The organism is Flavobacterium gilvum (genome assembly GCF_001761465.1).
GTDB lineage: Bacteria > Bacteroidota > Bacteroidia > Flavobacteriales > Flavobacteriaceae > Flavobacterium > Flavobacterium gilvum.
The window spans coordinates 654,818-671,052 of the sequence record NZ_CP017479.1 but is presented as its reverse complement, the minus strand read 5'-3'; the positions used below and the strand labels follow the sequence as shown (position 1 = coordinate 671,052).

The window sequence follows — 16,235 nt, the reverse complement described above, 5'->3', positions numbered from 1 at the left end:
AAAAACCATTAAGGAATGAAGTTTCATTAAGCTTAATGAATCTTAATTTCTTAATGGTTTAATGAATAAAGCGCAAAAAACTTTTTGTGCTTTTGGACATATACTTTAATCAATCCATTTATAATATCGTGCACCGATTAAAGTTGGGATTTTAGTTTCAATTCGGTCTAGAATCCATTCGTTTTTAGGATCTTGTATGCTTTGTTTCTGTTCTTTTTTGTGTAGTTTTTCATAAGTTTCAAAATCGATTTCAAAACTTTTTTCCAGTGTTTCAAAAAGAGAAACATTGCTTATCGAAGATTTCCAATCCGGCTGGATGGTTCCTTCAAAAACCTTGGATTTCGATCCACTTCCATAAGCTAGAAAACCGAATTTTTCGTTTGTAATTTCTTTTTTGGAATCATAAAAATGAGCCAAAGTAGACAGCAATCCCATAAAAATGGAGCCGGTATACAAATTACCGATTAAAGAAGAAGCTAATTCAGCAGGCTGTAATTTTTCGGAAACAAATGTTTTGTAATCGTCAGATTTACTGATTTCTTTCAGTTTGTTTTGGTATTCTGCAGCGTTTTCATCGCCAGAAATAATTGGAGTTGCTGCATCCAGAGCATAAATTTCAGACAACATTCTTCGACCCTGGAAAGCATAAGGCAAATGCATTACAATGCTTTTCCAATTGTTGTAAAGGGTTTCTGTTGTATTTTTTTGTTTTTTGAATGAAAAATAAGCCTCACGGGTTCTATCCATATAACATTGATTCGAATATTGACCGTCAAAAACCGGTTGGTCTTTGTGGATTTCAATTTCGGTCTCCAAATTATCAAACCAAGATTCGTTATTTGCGTTTCCGGTGATTTCCTGTTTCGAAATGGTTCTGAACGGTTTAAAGAAATCAAAAACACCTTTTGTACTTACGCCCCATTGATTTTCAAAACTGATTATTTTTGGATTTGATGTAACCAACATAGCGACTGCTCCAGCGCCTTGAGTGTATTCTCCAGTTGAATTCAAATCGTATTTTGCAAAATCGGTGGCGACAACAATTGCTTTTTTTGTTGGGTTAAGTTGAACAAAATCCAAACAGTTTTGAAGAGCGTCAACTGCTCCGATACAAGCAAAAGTGAAATCCACGACATCACATTCAGACAAAACATTCTCGCCAAATTTTTGTTCCATTAAAGAAATAAGGTAGGAACTTATGGGTTTCGAGCTATCGATACCACTTTCGGTTCCTACATATATACGGGCAATTTCACCTAAGTTAATATCGTTGTCTTGGATTAATTTTGTCAAGGCATTGGCACCAAAAACAACAGTATCTTGGTGTGCGTCAGGCAAAGTCATTTTTAATAAACCCAGTCCCTTTTCAAGTTTTTCGGGTTCTATGTTTCTAGCTACAGCCAATGTTTTTATAGGTAAATGTAATTTAGCAACATCAAATGCAATAGCGTCAATTCCAGTTTTCATGAATAAAATTTAAAGTAGCAAAGTTAAAATTGCTTTGGTGTAAATACAATTTTTTGTGAACTATATAATAGTTCTCTTTCAATTTTTAGGGATTAATCTATAAAATTGCTTCTGGGTTAATAAATTGTTAGTTTTTTTTGCCTTTGCCAATTAAATATAAAGCAGTCTGTAGTTTTAATGCTTATTTTATTTAAACTTCCAAGTTTGATTTTCTAAATTTTTGGAATAAAACTTTTTATTATCGCAATCGATTTCAGAATGTTATAAAAAAAACAAAACTACGTATTTTTGTAAGTATTCAATAAGTATCTTTTACGTACTTTAAAATGATTATAAATAGCGCAGTAAAATTCGATATTTGGTTGTTATTCTTTCTTAATTACTATAAATTTGTTCGACTTTTTAAAAATAAATTATTTATATTATTATGGCAAAATCTGCAATATTGAAGTCTTCTATAGCCAAAAAAGTGGCTATGGCACTTTCAGGACTTTTTTTGATTATGTTTCTAGCGCTGCATTTCTTTATTAATTTCGTTTCGGTTTTTAGTAAAGATTCGTTCAATGCTATGTCACATTTTATGGGTTATAACCCTTTAATTCAATTTGTTATGCAGCCTATTTTGGTTGCGGGTGTGGTTTTTCACTTTGTTATGGGATTCGTTCTAGAATTAAAAAACAAAAAAGCGAGACCGGTTGCTTACGTAAAATATGACGGAGCGGCAAATGCTTCATGGGCATCCAGAAACATGATTATTTCCGGATTAGTAGTGTTGGCATTCTTAGGTCTTCATTTTTATGATTTTTGGGTTCATGAAATGGTTTACAAATATGTAGAGTCAAATATAATTGACGAAACAAGATATTATCCTGAATTGGTAGCTAAGTTTGAAAGCCCAGTGCGTACAGGATTGTACAGCGTTGCCTTTATATTATTAGGATTACACCTTTGGCATGGATTTACTTCTTCTTTGCAATCTGTAGGATTTGACAATAAAATTGGGAAGTCATTGCACAAAATCTGTTATGCATTTGCAATAGTAGTTCCTGTTGGATTTATTTTCATTGCGTTATTTCATCATTTTATTAATAATTAATATCAATCTATAATGGAATGAGCATTAACATTGGTTGAATAAAACCAATGACGATGCGAATGACATTTGACCGATAAAAAAATATATATTGACATATGAAACTAGATTCTAAAATACCAGAAGGTCACATTTCACAAAAATGGACTGATTATAAAGACCACTTAAGGCTTGTTGCTCCAAACAACAGACCTAAAATAGATATTATCGTAGTAGGAACAGGATTGGCTGGTGCTTCGGCTGCGGCTTCTTTTGCAGAAATGGGTTATAATGTAAAAGCATTTTGTTACCAAGATTCTCCTCGTCGTGCACACTCAATTGCTGCACAAGGGGGTATCAACGCTGCAAAAAATTATCAAAATGACGGGGATAGTACTTTCCGTTTGTTTTATGATACTATCAAAGGAGGAGATTATAGAGCGCGAGAAGCAAACGTTCACCGTTTAGCAGAAGTTTCCGGAAACATCATTGACCAATGTGTGGCTCAAGGTGTTCCTTTTGCCCGTGATTATGGCGGAATGTTGGACAACCGTTCTTTTGGAGGAACACAAGTACAACGTACTTTTTACGCTGCTGGACAAACAGGACAACAATTATTATTAGGAGCTTATTCAGCTTTATCAAGACAAATTGGTTTGGGTCGTGTAGATATGTACAACCGTCACGAAATGTTGGAATTGGTAAAAGTTAACGGTAAAGCTCGTGGAATCATTGCTCGTAATTTGATTACAGGAGAATTAGAAAGACATTCAGCTCACGCTGTAATTATTGCAACTGGAGGATACGGAAATGTTTATTTCCTTTCTACAAATGCAATGGGATCGAATGTGACTGCTGGTTGGAAAATCCACAAACAAGGGGCTTTGTTCGCAAATCCTTGTTACGTACAAATTCACCCAACTTGTATTCCGGTTCACGGAACGAATCAGTCTAAATTGACATTGATGTCTGAGTCGTTAAGAAACTCTGGACGTATTTGGGTTCCAAAGAAAAAAGAAGATGCTGAAGCAATTCGTGCAGGTAAATTGAAACCAACACAAATTGCTGAAGAAGATAGAGATTACTACTTAGAAAGAAAATATCCTGCATTTGGTAACTTAGTTCCTCGTGATGTGGCTTCAAGAGCTGGAAAAGAAGTTTGTGACGAAGGTCGCGGAATTGAGGCTAATGATACCAATGAAGGAGTTTATTTGGATTTTGCTACAGAGGTTCAATCCAAAGGAAGACAAACAGCTTATGCCAAAGGAAATCATAATCCTTCTCAAGAAGAAATTCTTACATTAGGAAAAAAATGGTTGGAAGAAAAATATGGTAACTTGTTTACTATGTACCAAAAAATCACGGATGAGAATCCTTATGAAACTCCGATGAAAATTTATCCTGCAGTTCACTACACAATGGGTGGAGTTTGGGTTGATTATAACTTACAATCTACTATTCCAGGTTGTTTCGTTGCAGGAGAAGCAAACTTCTCTGATCACGGAGCGAACCGTTTGGGAGCTTCGGCTTTGATGCAAGGTTTGGCCGATGGTTATTTCGTATTGCCTTATACTGTTTCTGATTATTTGGCTGATGATATTCGTACCGGAAAAATCTCTACTGATTTACCTGAATTCGTTGCGGCAGAGAAAAATGTTAAAGATACTATCGATAAATTCTTGTCTAATAATGGATCAAAAACGGTGGATCATTTCCACAAACGTTTAGGTCATATTATGTGGAATAAAGTTGGAATGGGTCGTAATGAGAAAGGATTAACAGAAGCTATCGAAGAAATTGCAGCTTTAAAAGAAGAATTTTTCAAAGATGTTTACGTTCCAGGAAGTTCAGATGAATTGAATCCTGAATTGGAAAAAGCACTTCGTGTTGCCGATTTCATCGAATTAGGACAATTAATGGCTATGGATGCTTTGCAGCGTAAAGAATCTTGTGGTGGTCATTTCCGTGAAGAATATCAAGACGCAGAAGGTGAAACCTTACGTGATGACGAAAACTTCAAATTTGTAGGTGCTTGGGAATACAAAGGATACAACATCAAAGACGAAGTACTTCACAAAGAAGAATTGAAATACGAGTTTATTAAAATAGCGGCTAGAAATTATAAATAAGATAGTATGAAAAAATCAATAGTATTTCTTCTATTATTATTTACTGTTAATCTATTTGCTCAGAATAATTTGAAGTCAGGTGTTCAGCCTTTTCAGAAACCAAATGAAGGCAAATGTCTGGTTTATATTGTAAAATCGGGAGCTGGAGCACTTGTCAATTTTAGAGCGTATTTAGACAATAAATTTTTAGGTGTTCTTACGAGTGACAGTTATGTGTTGACAGAATGCGAACCTGGAGACCATTTGTTTTGGGCAGTTTCTGAAAACAGAGATTATGTAGAGGCGAATTTATTGCCAAACAAAGTTTATGTTTTAAATGCCGAAGGTCAAATGGGAGCTTTTGTTGCTGGAGTTTCATTGAATCAATTAGATCCAAAGGAAAAGAGTCATAAAAATTTATTTGCAAGAAAAATACAAAATAGTAGTGCAACTGTATATGATCCTGCTAATCCTGACGCAGATAACAAAGCAGAAAACATTAGTAAGGGATTAGCTAAATATGAAGATTTGAAAAAAGAAAAATCTTCTAAAATTATTCAATTAAAAAGCGATCTTTGTTTTGAAGATGCTGAAAAATTTCAAAAAAACTAGAAGTAATGAGCGCAGCAAAAAATATCAATATAACCCTTCAAATTTGGCGTCAAAAGAATTCCAAAGAGAAAGGGAAAATGGAAACATACAAATTAAATGATGTTTCTACGGCAAGTTCGTTTTTGGAAATGTTAGACCAATTGAACGAACAATTAGTAAACGAAAGAAAAGAACCAGTTGCTTTTGACCACGATTGTCGCGAAGGAATTTGCGGAATGTGTTCTTTGTACATCAACGGACGTGCACACGGACCAGATACAGGAATCACAACTTGTCAGTTGCACATGAGAATGTTTAATGACGGTGATACAATCGTTATCGAGCCATGGCGTTCTGCCGCTTTTCCTGTAATCAAAGATTTGATTGTAGATAGAACTTCTTTTGACAGAATTCAGCAAGCGGGAGGATTCGTTTCTGTAAATACTTCTGGAAACACTATTGATGCAAATGCAACTCCAGTTCCAAAAGACGATGCAGACAAAGCTTTTGAAGCAGCGGCTTGTATTGGTTGTGGTGCTTGTGTGGCAACTTGTAAAAATGGTTCTGCTATGTTGTTCGTTGGAGCCAAAGTATCGCAATATGCTTTGTTGCCACAAGGAAGAGTAGAAGCTACAGCCCGTGTTTTGAACATGGTTCGTCAAATGGACGAAGAAGGTTTTGGTAACTGTACCAATACCGGAGCTTGCGAAATCGAATGTCCTAAAGGAATTTCCCTTGAAAACATCGCTCGTATGAATAGAGAATATCTGTCTGCAAGTTTGAAATAATAGTTTTTTAGGCATTCGCCAAAAAGCAAAAGTAAAAACGTCCCAAGCAATTGGGACGTTTTTTTGTTTTTATAACCTTTGTGAATCACTTTTTTTCTTTGCGTATCTTTGTAAAACAGCAAATTATTCCAAATGAAAATAGCACTCATCCAATCGTCATTATCTTGGGAAAATCCAGAAAAAAATAGAAAAAAACTCGGAGAAAAAATCAACGCCATTTCTGAGAAGGTTGATTTAATCGTGCTTCCCGAAATGTTTACTTCGGGATTTACTATGAACCCGAATACTGTAGCCGAAACGATGAAAGGAGAAACCATTGCTTGGTTAAAAGATTTGGCAGAAACCAAAAACGCTGCCATTACCGGAAGTTTGGTTATCAGCGAAAACGGTAATTTTTACAATCGGTTGGTGTTTGTTTTTCCGTCAGGCGAAATACAGACGTATGACAAGCGACACACTTTTACGCTTGCCGGAGAAGACAAAGTTTATACTTCGGGAAAAGAAAAATTAATCGTCGAATACAAAGGCTGGAAAATTTGTCCGCTGATTTGTTACGATTTGCGTTTTCCTGTTTTTGCCAGAAATGTTGAAGAATACGATTTGTTGCTTTACGTGGCCAATTGGCCGGAAACAAGAATAAAAGCCTGGGATGCTTTGCTAAAAGCACGTGCCATAGAAAACATGAGTTACGTCATCGGCGTCAATCGGGTTGGAGAGGATGGCAACAAGTTTGAACACAACGGACATTCCCAAGTTGTAAATTTCTTAGGCGATTACGTGATGGAACCAATAGAAACCAAAGGTGTTTTTATTGTCGAATTAAATAAAGCCGAATTACTTTTGACAAGAAAAAAATTCAACTTTTTAAATGATCAGGATTCTTTCGATCTAAAAGGGTGATGTTTTGGTTTTCTTCTTGTCGGTGTCTTTAGGTTTTTTCTTTTTGACAACTTCAGGGTTATATGGAATACTTAGGTCAAAAGTTTCCTTCGGATCCCAATTGGGTCTTATAACATCATCCATTTTGTGGTAAATTATTTCTTCAGATTGTTTTTTTTCTAGATAACTTCCGGTGTCCCATTTTTTGTTTTTATTGTCATCATATATAGCTCTTATCATATAGATGCTCGGCTCGAGGTTATTAAATTCGATAACTGTCTTGCCTTCGGTATATTCACTTGCTTTGACAACATCTCCTTTATCATCCGTCAATTCAATAATAACAGGAAAACGATTTACATTTTCTAGCGTAAGTGTTAGATTCGAATAATCAGAAAAGTTTCGGGTGCTGACTTTAAATGATAAAGTGTCATTTGTTTTTTCAAAAAAATCGGTAACGGCACCCGGCATCATTTTCAGGTGGTATTTTTGGGCTTCGTCTTTTTTAAAATCAACAAATAATTGTTGGTTGAATTCATCATAATCTGTGGTAAACGGCACAGCAACCGAATCCTTATCGATGAGTTTCATTTTTGTTTTGTCAATTTTTACCAAGGGTGTATTGGAATCAAAAGTTAATCGCTCCCTAAAACCTATGCTACCCGACTGAACCGCCTTGATGCTCAAGGTGTCACTTTTTTGGGCTTTAATCTTAAATCCAAAGGTTTTTTTGTATTTGTCTTTTACGATTTCCATCGTAAGAGAATCTGCTTTCACGGCTTTCAAAGGTTTATGCCATATAGACAAAGAGTCTTTCTTACTCATTTTTGTAATTATGATGGGCAAAATCTCGCCAGCTTTATTTTTCAAAGTAATAGTTGGTTTCTCCTCTTGTTTGCTTATTTTGCCTTCGTAGCCTAAAATCAATCGGTTACCAGAAACCTGTACAGGTTTGATAGTTTTCAAAGGCAATATTTCCTTGAATAATTCCAGCTCAAAAACGGTGTCGTTGGGTATCGTCAAAATCCCTTTATTAAAAGCAATTTTATCTGATTTTGGGTTAAATTTATTATTTTTATTATTGTCTTTTAATGCAATCAAATAATATTTACCCGCCTTTAAATTCTCCAATCGCCATGTTTTCAAACTATCGAGAGTGTTGGTAATGTATCGGGGACTTTCTTTATAAATGGTAGAATCGTTGAATTTTTCATTTGCCTCATAAAGCATAATCGAGACAAAAGAAGGAACATCTTTGTCGTAAGAATCTTTCACTCTTCCGCCAATCGCCAGAGAATCAATATAATCTCCCGTAGAAAACACATATTTGAATTGATTGTATGGATTTCCTTCGTTATTATCGGCAATACTTTGACCAAAATTTAGGCTGTAAGTGGTATTGGCCAGTAAAGTATCGTTTATGGTAATGGTCAGTTTTTTTGTGGCCGTTGTCGGAACGATTAACAAATCATTCTTCATTGGCGGCGAAATAATCAGCTGCTTGTTTAGGTCTTTTATTTTGATATTCTCATTAAAAACAAGTTTGATTTTGTTCCCTTTAAATTTAGCCGAATAATTTTCCGGGAAACTCGATACCAATATAGGCGCGATAGTATCTTTTGCACCACCAGTAATGGCGCCTCTTTTGGCACAACTGATAAAAAAAAGCAAGAATAAAAAAGGAATATATTTAAAATGTTTTTGAAACATAATGTACAGAAATTTTATTCTACAAAATAACGATTATATTTACTGTAATCGAAATTTTTAGTGAATTTTTAGGAGCTATTTCCTGCTATTCGTTGCAAGTCCTCATCCCGCTGGCAACATTTTTATGGGGCGGCAAGAGCTTCCTCCGGTCGCTTTCCCGCCCCATAAAATGTAAGCCATCGCGATTCCGGGCTTTCCACTACTATCAGGGCTAGGGACAATGACAATAAGTTACGATGTTTTAGATTTTAGATTAACAATTGCTGATTTCAGATTTGGTGTAGCTAAATGGTGGATTTTCTATTTTGCTAGGTTTTTTACTTCTTAAATCAAAAATCGTTAATCAAAAATCAGCAATCTTTTTATTGTGTAATAATTCCTTAAAAACATTTACCTCACATTTAGATTCATTAAATTTGCAGTCAAAATAGATCTTCGATGAGCAATATTAGAATTACCAAACAATTTAATTTTGAAACCGGTCACGCTTTATACGGTTATGACGGGAAATGCAAAAATGTGCACGGTCATAGTTATAAATTATCGGTTACCGTTATCGGAAAACCAATTACCGATCGTAGTAACGTGAAGTTTGGAATGGTTATCGACTTTTCAGATTTGAAAAAAATTGTCAAAGAAGAGATTGTAGATCAATTCGATCACGCCACTGTTTTTAATCAAACTACGCCACATATAGAGTTGGCTCAAGAATTAAAAGAGCGTGGGCATCACGTAATTTTGGTCGATTATCAGCCAACGAGTGAGAATATGGTAGTCGATTTTTCTCAAAGAATCATCCGTAGATTGCCTCAAAATATTGAACTTTTTTCGCTTAAATTGCAGGAAACCGAGTCTTCGTTTGCCGAATGGTTTGCAAGCGACAATCAATAATTTATACGTAGTTCATGCAATTTTCCAACAATAAAAAAATCTATTTTGCCTCCGATCAGCATTTTGGTGCGCCAACACCGGAGTTAAGTTTCCCAAGGGAACAAAAGTTTGTCGCTTGGTTAAACGAAGTAAAAGAAGATGCCGAAGCAATATTTCTTCTGGGGGATTTATTCGATTTTTGGTTCGAATACAAAACCGTAGTTCCAAAGGGATTTGTGCGCGTTTTAGGAAAATTAGCAGAAATTCGCGACAGCGGAATTCCTATTTATTTCTTTGTGGGAAACCACGATTTATGGATGGACGATTATTTCGAAAAAGAATTAAACATTCCCGTTTACCACGATAATAAAGAATTTACTTTTAACGGGAAAACGTTTCTTATAGGCCATGGCGACGGAAAAGGCCCTGGCGACAAAGGCTACAAACGGATGAAAAAAGTATTCACCAATCCGTTTTCCAAATGGCTGTATCGTTGTCTCCATCCGGATCTGGGAATGAAACTTGCACAATATTTATCGGTTAAAAACAAACTGATTTCCGGCGATGCCGATGTAAAGTTTTTAGGCGATGACAACGAATGGCTCATTCTTTATTCCAAAAGAAAATTGGAAACCAAACATTACAATTACCTTGTTTTTGGTCACCGTCATTTGCCAATGATTAAATCAGTTGGCGAAAACTCAGAATATGTGAATCTAGGAGACTGGATTACGTATTTTACTTATGGCGTTTTCGATGGTGAAACTTTCGAATTGAAAAAGTATTAGTTATTTTACCAAATTTAACCGTTTAAAAAGTAATTCTCGATAGCGGCTACTTATCGGGATTTCATGTTTTTCCATCCAAACATGGTTGTTTTCAATTTTGTCAATAGTGTTAATATTGACAATGTAGGATTGGTGGGTTCTAATAAATTCTGAGGAAGGTAATTTTTCAACGAGTTCCATAAAAGTCATTCTTGGAGAATGTACTTTTTCTTTCATTACAATGTCCAAGTAATTACCAGACCCTTTAATAAATAAAATCTCTTTGAACTGAATTTTAATGTTTTTGAATCCGTCTTTTATAAAAAAGAAAGGATTTTGATTTTTTTGAAACGAAATTCGTCCTTCAACTTTATGCAGCGCCATTTGAAATCGATCAAACTCAAAGGGTTTCAATAAATAATCAACAGCATTATAAGAATAACTCTCAAGCGCAAAATCCGAATAGGCTGTCGTGAAAATAATATTGGGTTTTAGTTTTAATTCTTCTAGCATTTCCAAACCAGACATATTCGGCATATTAATATCCAAAAAAATTAAGTCAACCGGATTTTGTCTCAGAAAAGTTATTGCTTCTTTTGGATTATAAAAATGAGCAATCAAATCCAAATTCTCAATTTTGGATGCGTGAATTTTTATGACTTCAATAGCCTTTGGTTCGTCATCTATTGCAATGGCTGTTATCATTTTTTAGAAGTATTTATAACTATTTTGACTGAAAAGATATTGTTTTCTTTCACGATTTCAAAAGTATGTTTTTTAGGATATACCAATTCCAATCGCTGTTTTGCATTTTCTATTCCTATACCAAATCCTTGTTCCTTGTAATAGGTTTTGTAATCTTCATCGTAACTGTTTACGCATTCAAAAGTTATCCTGTTATCATCACAATATACTGAAACTTCCAGTTTTGAAGCTTTAGATGGGTCTATTCCATATTTAAAAGCATTTTCTACAAAAGGAATTAGCAAGCCAGGGCTGATGGAGTGGTTTTCAAAATTTTCGAAATGCGTTTCAACTTGAGGCTCCACAGCACAGCGCAACTTTTGAATAGCAATATAATCCTGCAGATATTTGATTTCGTTTTCAAGCGGAATAAAATCTTTATTGATGTCTTCTTGCATATACCGAATTAAACTTGCCAATTTAGCTATACTTTCGCCCGTTTTTGGGGCATTTTCGGTCAAAGCCGTGGCGTACAATGTGTTTAAGGAGTTGAATAAGAAATGCGGATTGACTTGTGATTTTAATAAATTTAATTCTGATTCTTTGGCTCCTAATTTTAGGTCGAACGACTTTTCTTTTGCTATTATTTTTAGACGAGAATAGCCGTATATAAACGATAAAAAGAGTGTCATAAATAGAATGCAGGAAATAATAAAAATTAAGGAAAATATATTTTCATAGGATGCGGGGTTTCCTGTCTCTTGATCAAACTTTGGAATCCCAAAGACTTTAATCATAAATACATAATAACTAGCACAGAGTACAATTAATAAAAAACCATATTTTAGCTTCTTTTTTTCTGTTATTAAAACAGGTGTAATTAAAAATGCATGGGTATAAAATACTATCAGTGTAAAAGAAGTTACTAAAATTTCTTTAGTCCTCATTTGAGGCATGAGTACTGAAAAAGTAAAAATACCCAATAGAATGATTGTATGGAAAAGAATTTCTAAATAAGGTAAAAGCTTCTTTTTGCCATAAACAGAAAGTGCATGAAAAAAAGACAAAACTCCTATTATTATTAACGGAATACTTATGGCAGCGAAAACATTGATTAATTGCTTTAGATGAAATAGATTACGAGTGTCTATACCAAATATGTTATGACTAGGATCAGCATGACGAATCATTATAGCAGAAAAAAAACGTAATTCCAGAATTGTAAAAACAAAGATACAACCTAGGGTGTACCATAAGTATTTACCGTTATTTCTTTCTTCCAGTTTTATTGGAATTAGCACCATATTGTGTGTGTAAAAAAGAGCTATAGCGGTTAAAAACTGGTATGTATTGTTTCTAATATCTATATCATAATATGAATGGAAATTTGGAGTTGTTACTATAATAAGACTTGTAAATATTATAAGAAAAAATAGATTGGCTATGATTTTTTTTCTCTTTAAGCTGAAAATTGATGATGTTTCTGTCATGTTCAATTATCTTTACAAATTAGTTTTTAGAGCAGCATCTAGTTCTGGAAATAGTAATTCTTTATCTCTAGGATTTGGAGCATTATAATTTATAATAACTCCTTTTTTATCTACAATCAAATTATGTGGCAAATTGAATTCATTTAGATCGGGAATTTCCTTTTTAAGATTTTCAAATGAATCGTAAGACAGGATAATGTGACATCCTTCTATTTTATGTCTTTTTATTACTGATTTCCACCTTCTGAGTTTGTCTTCCTTCTTTTCAAAATCGGATTTGAAAGCGGTTAAATATACAAATACAATATCTTTGTTTTTATATGTATTAATAAGTGCTGGCTGATAATAAAATTGATCTTCAGGATCATAGTATTTCAGTATCCCTCCGTTTGCGATAAATTCATTAGATTCTTTATCGTTTGTGGTAATATCGTTTTTAAAAAAGCTCTTTTCTCTATTGGTCAATTTTTTTAAATCCTCTTGGGTATATCTAAAAATTTCAGAGGCATCGGGTTCCCATATTTTTATATAAAGCACTTTATTCTTAAATTCATCTCTATGTGTCAATTCTGAAACGGATGAAATATCATGGGAATCTTCAATCAATATGATATCTTTTTCTCCGCTATAGGAAAGTTCATAAGGATAAGTGAGAACGTATCCAATTATGGCAAAAAAGGAAGCTATACCTATAATTTGCAGTGTGGTTTTCATGTTAAAATGCTTTTATTTAGTCAATTTTATATTTCTCTCTCAATTTACTATTTAGCTCTCCATTAGGAAAATGCACTATTATTTTTTTTGCTAGTTTTTTTAATACATTTGAATCATTAATAATAAATTCACTTGCATCATCATCAATAAGCAAACATTGATTGGCTATATAATAATACGCAGACTTTTCCGGTAATTTCGATCCAATAATTTCTACTTTTTTGGGGCTAAAAGGATTAAACTTTTTGTACTCCTTATTTGCAATGTTCGTAAGAAAGTTAGCATACTCTTCTACAAATTCATTGTATTCTTCACTGATTAAAGTGGCATCATTTATTGAATACTTATTGAATGCTAATATTTCAACAAACTTGTCTGGTATTTTGCCTGTAGCAATGATCTCTTTTAGATCATTTACCTTTTCTGACCAAAGATATTGTAAAAAAAATTTTCTCGCACCAAATTCAATTTCAGCTTTAAGATAGTCATAAAAAACAGGGCCAAGTTTATCCTTATCTAATTTTAATTCATCTAGTGAGCTTTGGGTTACATTTTTAAGATCAGAGATTGCCCATTCTATGTTTTCTGAGGATGGTCCTTTCAATGCGTCTTTTTCTTTATCACTTAAATCAAAAGATTTTTGATAGTATTCGTGTTTAAACTTGTTTGGCCCCTTAAAACTTACATCCGTTTTATTCCATCCGTTCCATGTTATATCCATGTCTAACTTCTCATTAGGTTCTATTAAATTAGTGGTTTTTCCATAAGTGTATATTTTAAAACAATTCGACCAATAATGTTCTTCGGCAAGGTTGTCAAACAGTAATCCTTTAGTTTGTTGATCCACTACCTTTTTTTGAGAAGTTATAAAAAAGACAAAAGGTTTATCTGTATTTTCAAATTGAAAATTAAAGGTACTGTCTTTAGAAATCAACTTGTATTTTAAAACACCCGAATAAGGAGAATGAAAAGGTAGCGTGTGTAAATAAATTGTGTCCGTTGGCCACCGATGCACTTTCCCTTTTATTATTGTTTTATTTTTTTGGGCGCTAGCGAATGTAAAAGATCCTGTAATTAAAACCGCTAAAATAATTGGATATAATTTCATGTTAAATTTGTTTAAATGATTATAGCGTAAAACTATAATCACAAAATCATATTTAAAATAAAATGGGATAGTTAGCAGAATCTAAGATGTGAAATAGGGTTTTAAAGGGATTTGTTAGTCAAAATTAGGCAGCGGGATTACCAATGGCGTTTTCGATGGTGAAACTTTAGAATTGAAAAAGTTTGAATAGAATTTAATTTTTTTCACAAATTCAAAAAGAAGAAATCCGTGTTAATCTGTGGCTAAATTTATTTAGTCATTCGTTTTTTTTAAAAACAACCGTAACACCAGATAAATCCCAATAGAAACAGGAACAGTTGTGAGAAACCAACCTCCGAGACCGCACAGTAATTCAAAAGAAAGGTGACCAAGAGTTTGAAAAAAACTGTTTTGAAAAGAGGTGATGATTTCCTCAACAGTATGACGGCTTGGAGGAACAGAAAAAATAAATTCACCTACCCGAATAAATGGAATAATCAATAAAACCTGCACCGGCCACATCAAATAACTGATGGCCATCATGATGGGTAAATTCAGTTTTCTTTTTATTGATAAGGTTGTCAGGATAAAAGTACTAACCCCCAGAATCGGAATTATCGAAAATAAACCCGATACAATAATGCTTTCGCCTAATTGCATCGGACTTAATCCTTGTTTAAAAAGACCTGTAAATTTATCTTTTAAAATGTTCCAATTCATTTTTGATTGAAAGTCTGTTATTTATGATTTTCGTGTTCTTCCAAATCTTTTTGTAAATCCAGTTTTCTAAATCCGGGTAATGAGATGCCTGTGAAAATAACTACCAAAAGTGTCATGCTTCCACCAAAAACAACTGCAGAAACAGTTCCCATTAATTTTGCTGTCAATCCGCTTTCAAAAGCTCCCAATTCGTTTGACGAACCCACAAATATAGAATTAACTGCCGATACCCTGCCTCGCATATGATCTGGAGTTTTAAGTTGCAGAATCGTTTGACGAATTACCACCGAAAATCCATCGGTAACGCCACTCATAAATAAAGCAAAAACGGATAACCAAAACCAAGTGGATAATCCAAACACAATGACGCATATTCCAAAACCAAAAATGGCTGCTAAAAGTTTAATTCCGGCATTTTTGTAAAAAGGAAGGTGTGTAGAAATGAACATCGTCAACAGCGCTCCCACAGCCGGCGCGGCGCGTAAAATTCCAAAACCTTCTGGGCCTACTTTTAAAATATCTTGGGCGAAAATAGGAAGTAAAGCGACTGCACCACCAAAAAGAACCGCAACCATATCTAATGTTAATGCTCCCAAAATGGATTTATTCGTAAAAACGAATTTCACACCTTCTTTCAAACTTTCCATTATTGGTTCCCCAATTTTTGGATTCAAAATGGGTTTCGTAGCAATCTGTGTTAAGGTTAATAATGCTAATATCGAACAGGTAAAAATAGCACACATTGACCAATGTACTCCTATCCAAGTAATTGAAAATCCAGCCACAGCAGGCCCTACAACTGAACCGATTTGCCAAACAGAGCTACTCCAGGTCGCAGCATTTGGATAAGCCTTTTTAGGAACAATCAATGCCAAAAGTGAAAATATTGTTGGCCCGAGAAAAGCCCGAACCAAACCCCCAAGAAAGACCAAAAAATAAATGGAGTATAAAACCATATTGGTTGACCAACCATTCACAATTTTTGGCCAAGTCAATAAAAACAGGCCAAAACTAATTATGGAAAAACCAATAATACATTTTAAAAGCATTCCTTTTTTTTCTTTTTGATCAACAATGTGACCGGCAAATAAAGCCATTCCGATGGCTGGAATCACTTCCATTAAACCTATAACTCCCAACGAAAGTGCACTTTTGGTCAAGCTATATACTTCCCATTCTATGATTATAAATTGCATTGACCAGGCAAATACCATAGCAAATCGCAATAACAAAAACATGTTGAATTCTTTAAATCTCAGAGCCGCGTACGGGTCATTTTTTTTCATTC

Annotated in this window: 15 protein-coding genes; 7 read left to right on the top strand and 8 right to left on the bottom strand. The window is 34.1% G+C overall.

Features of this window, described 5'->3' with window-relative positions:
• Positions 1 to 105: 105 nt before the first annotated feature.
• Positions 106 to 1,467, bottom strand: coding sequence for a hydroxymethylglutaryl-CoA synthase family protein (locus tag EM308_RS02920; RefSeq protein WP_035638378.1), 1,362 nt, complete (start codon positions 1,465 to 1,467; stop codon positions 106 to 108).
• A 427-nt stretch (positions 1,468 to 1,894) separates the two neighbouring features.
• Between EM308_RS02920 and EM308_RS02915 the strand changes: the two genes are divergently transcribed.
• The 5 genes from EM308_RS02915 to EM308_RS02895 all read left to right on the top strand — a co-directional run bounded on the left by EM308_RS02915 (position 1,895) and on the right by EM308_RS02895 (position 6,926).
• The gene (locus tag EM308_RS02915; protein ID WP_035639864.1) at positions 1,895 to 2,563 is read left to right on the top strand and encodes a succinate dehydrogenase cytochrome b subunit; all 669 of its coding nucleotides are present in this window, start codon (positions 1,895 to 1,897) and stop codon (positions 2,561 to 2,563) included.
• 95 nt (positions 2,564 to 2,658) lie between these two features.
• A complete protein-coding gene (locus EM308_RS02910; RefSeq protein WP_035639861.1) occupies positions 2,659 to 4,668 on the top strand; it encodes a fumarate reductase/succinate dehydrogenase flavoprotein subunit in 2,010 nt (669 codons plus the stop codon).
• 6 nt (positions 4,669 to 4,674) lie between these two features.
• Entirely contained in the window at positions 4,675 to 5,259 is a 585-nt protein-coding gene (locus EM308_RS02905; protein WP_035639859.1) for a hypothetical protein, read from the top strand.
• A 5-nt stretch (positions 5,260 to 5,264) separates the two neighbouring features.
• Positions 5,265 to 6,026, top strand: a complete 762-nt coding sequence (locus EM308_RS02900) for a succinate dehydrogenase/fumarate reductase iron-sulfur subunit (RefSeq protein ID WP_035639856.1) — start codon at positions 5,265 to 5,267, stop codon at positions 6,024 to 6,026.
• A 132-nt stretch (positions 6,027 to 6,158) separates the two neighbouring features.
• On the top strand, positions 6,159 to 6,926 hold the full coding sequence (locus EM308_RS02895; protein WP_035639853.1) for an amidohydrolase: 768 nt from the start codon (positions 6,159 to 6,161) through the stop codon (positions 6,924 to 6,926).
• Here EM308_RS02895 and EM308_RS02890 read toward each other — a convergent pair.
• Entirely contained in the window at positions 6,915 to 8,615 is a 1,701-nt protein-coding gene (locus EM308_RS02890; protein WP_035639850.1) for an Ig-like domain-containing protein, read from the bottom strand. The genes EM308_RS02895 and EM308_RS02890 overlap by 12 nt on opposite strands.
• A 438-nt stretch (positions 8,616 to 9,053) precedes the next feature.
• On the opposite strand from EM308_RS02890, the gene EM308_RS02885 reads away from it, so the two are divergent.
• A complete protein-coding gene (locus EM308_RS02885; protein ID WP_035639847.1) occupies positions 9,054 to 9,506 on the top strand; it encodes a 6-pyruvoyl trahydropterin synthase family protein in 453 nt (150 codons plus the stop codon).
• A 14-nt stretch (positions 9,507 to 9,520) separates the two neighbouring features.
• Positions 9,521 to 10,273: a UDP-2,3-diacylglucosamine diphosphatase gene (locus tag EM308_RS02880; RefSeq protein ID WP_035639840.1), complete on the top strand. Its 753-nt coding sequence runs from the start codon at positions 9,521 to 9,523 to the stop codon at positions 10,271 to 10,273.
• Here EM308_RS02880 and EM308_RS02875 read toward each other — a convergent pair whose 3' ends face one another.
• From EM308_RS02875 to EM308_RS02850, 6 genes are all read right to left on the bottom strand, one after another.
• Positions 10,274 to 10,957, bottom strand: a complete 684-nt coding sequence (locus tag EM308_RS02875; RefSeq protein WP_035639838.1) for a LytR/AlgR family response regulator transcription factor — start codon at positions 10,955 to 10,957, stop codon at positions 10,274 to 10,276. It lies immediately after the preceding gene.
• The gene (locus tag EM308_RS02870) at positions 10,954 to 12,240 is read right to left on the bottom strand and encodes a sensor histidine kinase (RefSeq protein WP_197056149.1); all 1,287 of its coding nucleotides are present in this window, start codon (positions 12,238 to 12,240) and stop codon (positions 10,954 to 10,956) included. Before EM308_RS02870 ends, EM308_RS02875 begins: the two co-directional genes overlap by 4 nt.
• Before the next feature lie 198 nt (positions 12,241 to 12,438).
• Positions 12,439 to 13,140 carry a hypothetical protein gene (locus EM308_RS02865; RefSeq protein WP_035639834.1) on the bottom strand — a complete coding sequence of 234 codons (702 nt, stop codon included), beginning with the start codon at positions 13,138 to 13,140 and terminating at the stop codon, positions 12,439 to 12,441.
• Positions 13,141 to 13,156: 16 nt separating this feature from the next.
• Entirely contained in the window at positions 13,157 to 14,248 is a 1,092-nt protein-coding gene (locus EM308_RS02860; protein WP_035639832.1) for a hypothetical protein, read from the bottom strand.
• A gap of 252 nt (positions 14,249 to 14,500) precedes the next feature.
• Complete coding sequence (locus tag EM308_RS02855) at positions 14,501 to 14,947, bottom strand: DUF2062 domain-containing protein (RefSeq protein WP_035639828.1); 447 nt, start codon at positions 14,945 to 14,947, stop codon at positions 14,501 to 14,503.
• A 17-nt stretch (positions 14,948 to 14,964) separates the two neighbouring features.
• On the bottom strand, positions 14,965 to 16,233 hold the full coding sequence (locus tag EM308_RS02850; protein WP_035639827.1) for an MFS transporter: 1,269 nt from the start codon (positions 16,231 to 16,233) through the stop codon (positions 14,965 to 14,967).
• Positions 16,234 to 16,235: the final 2 nt, after the last annotated feature.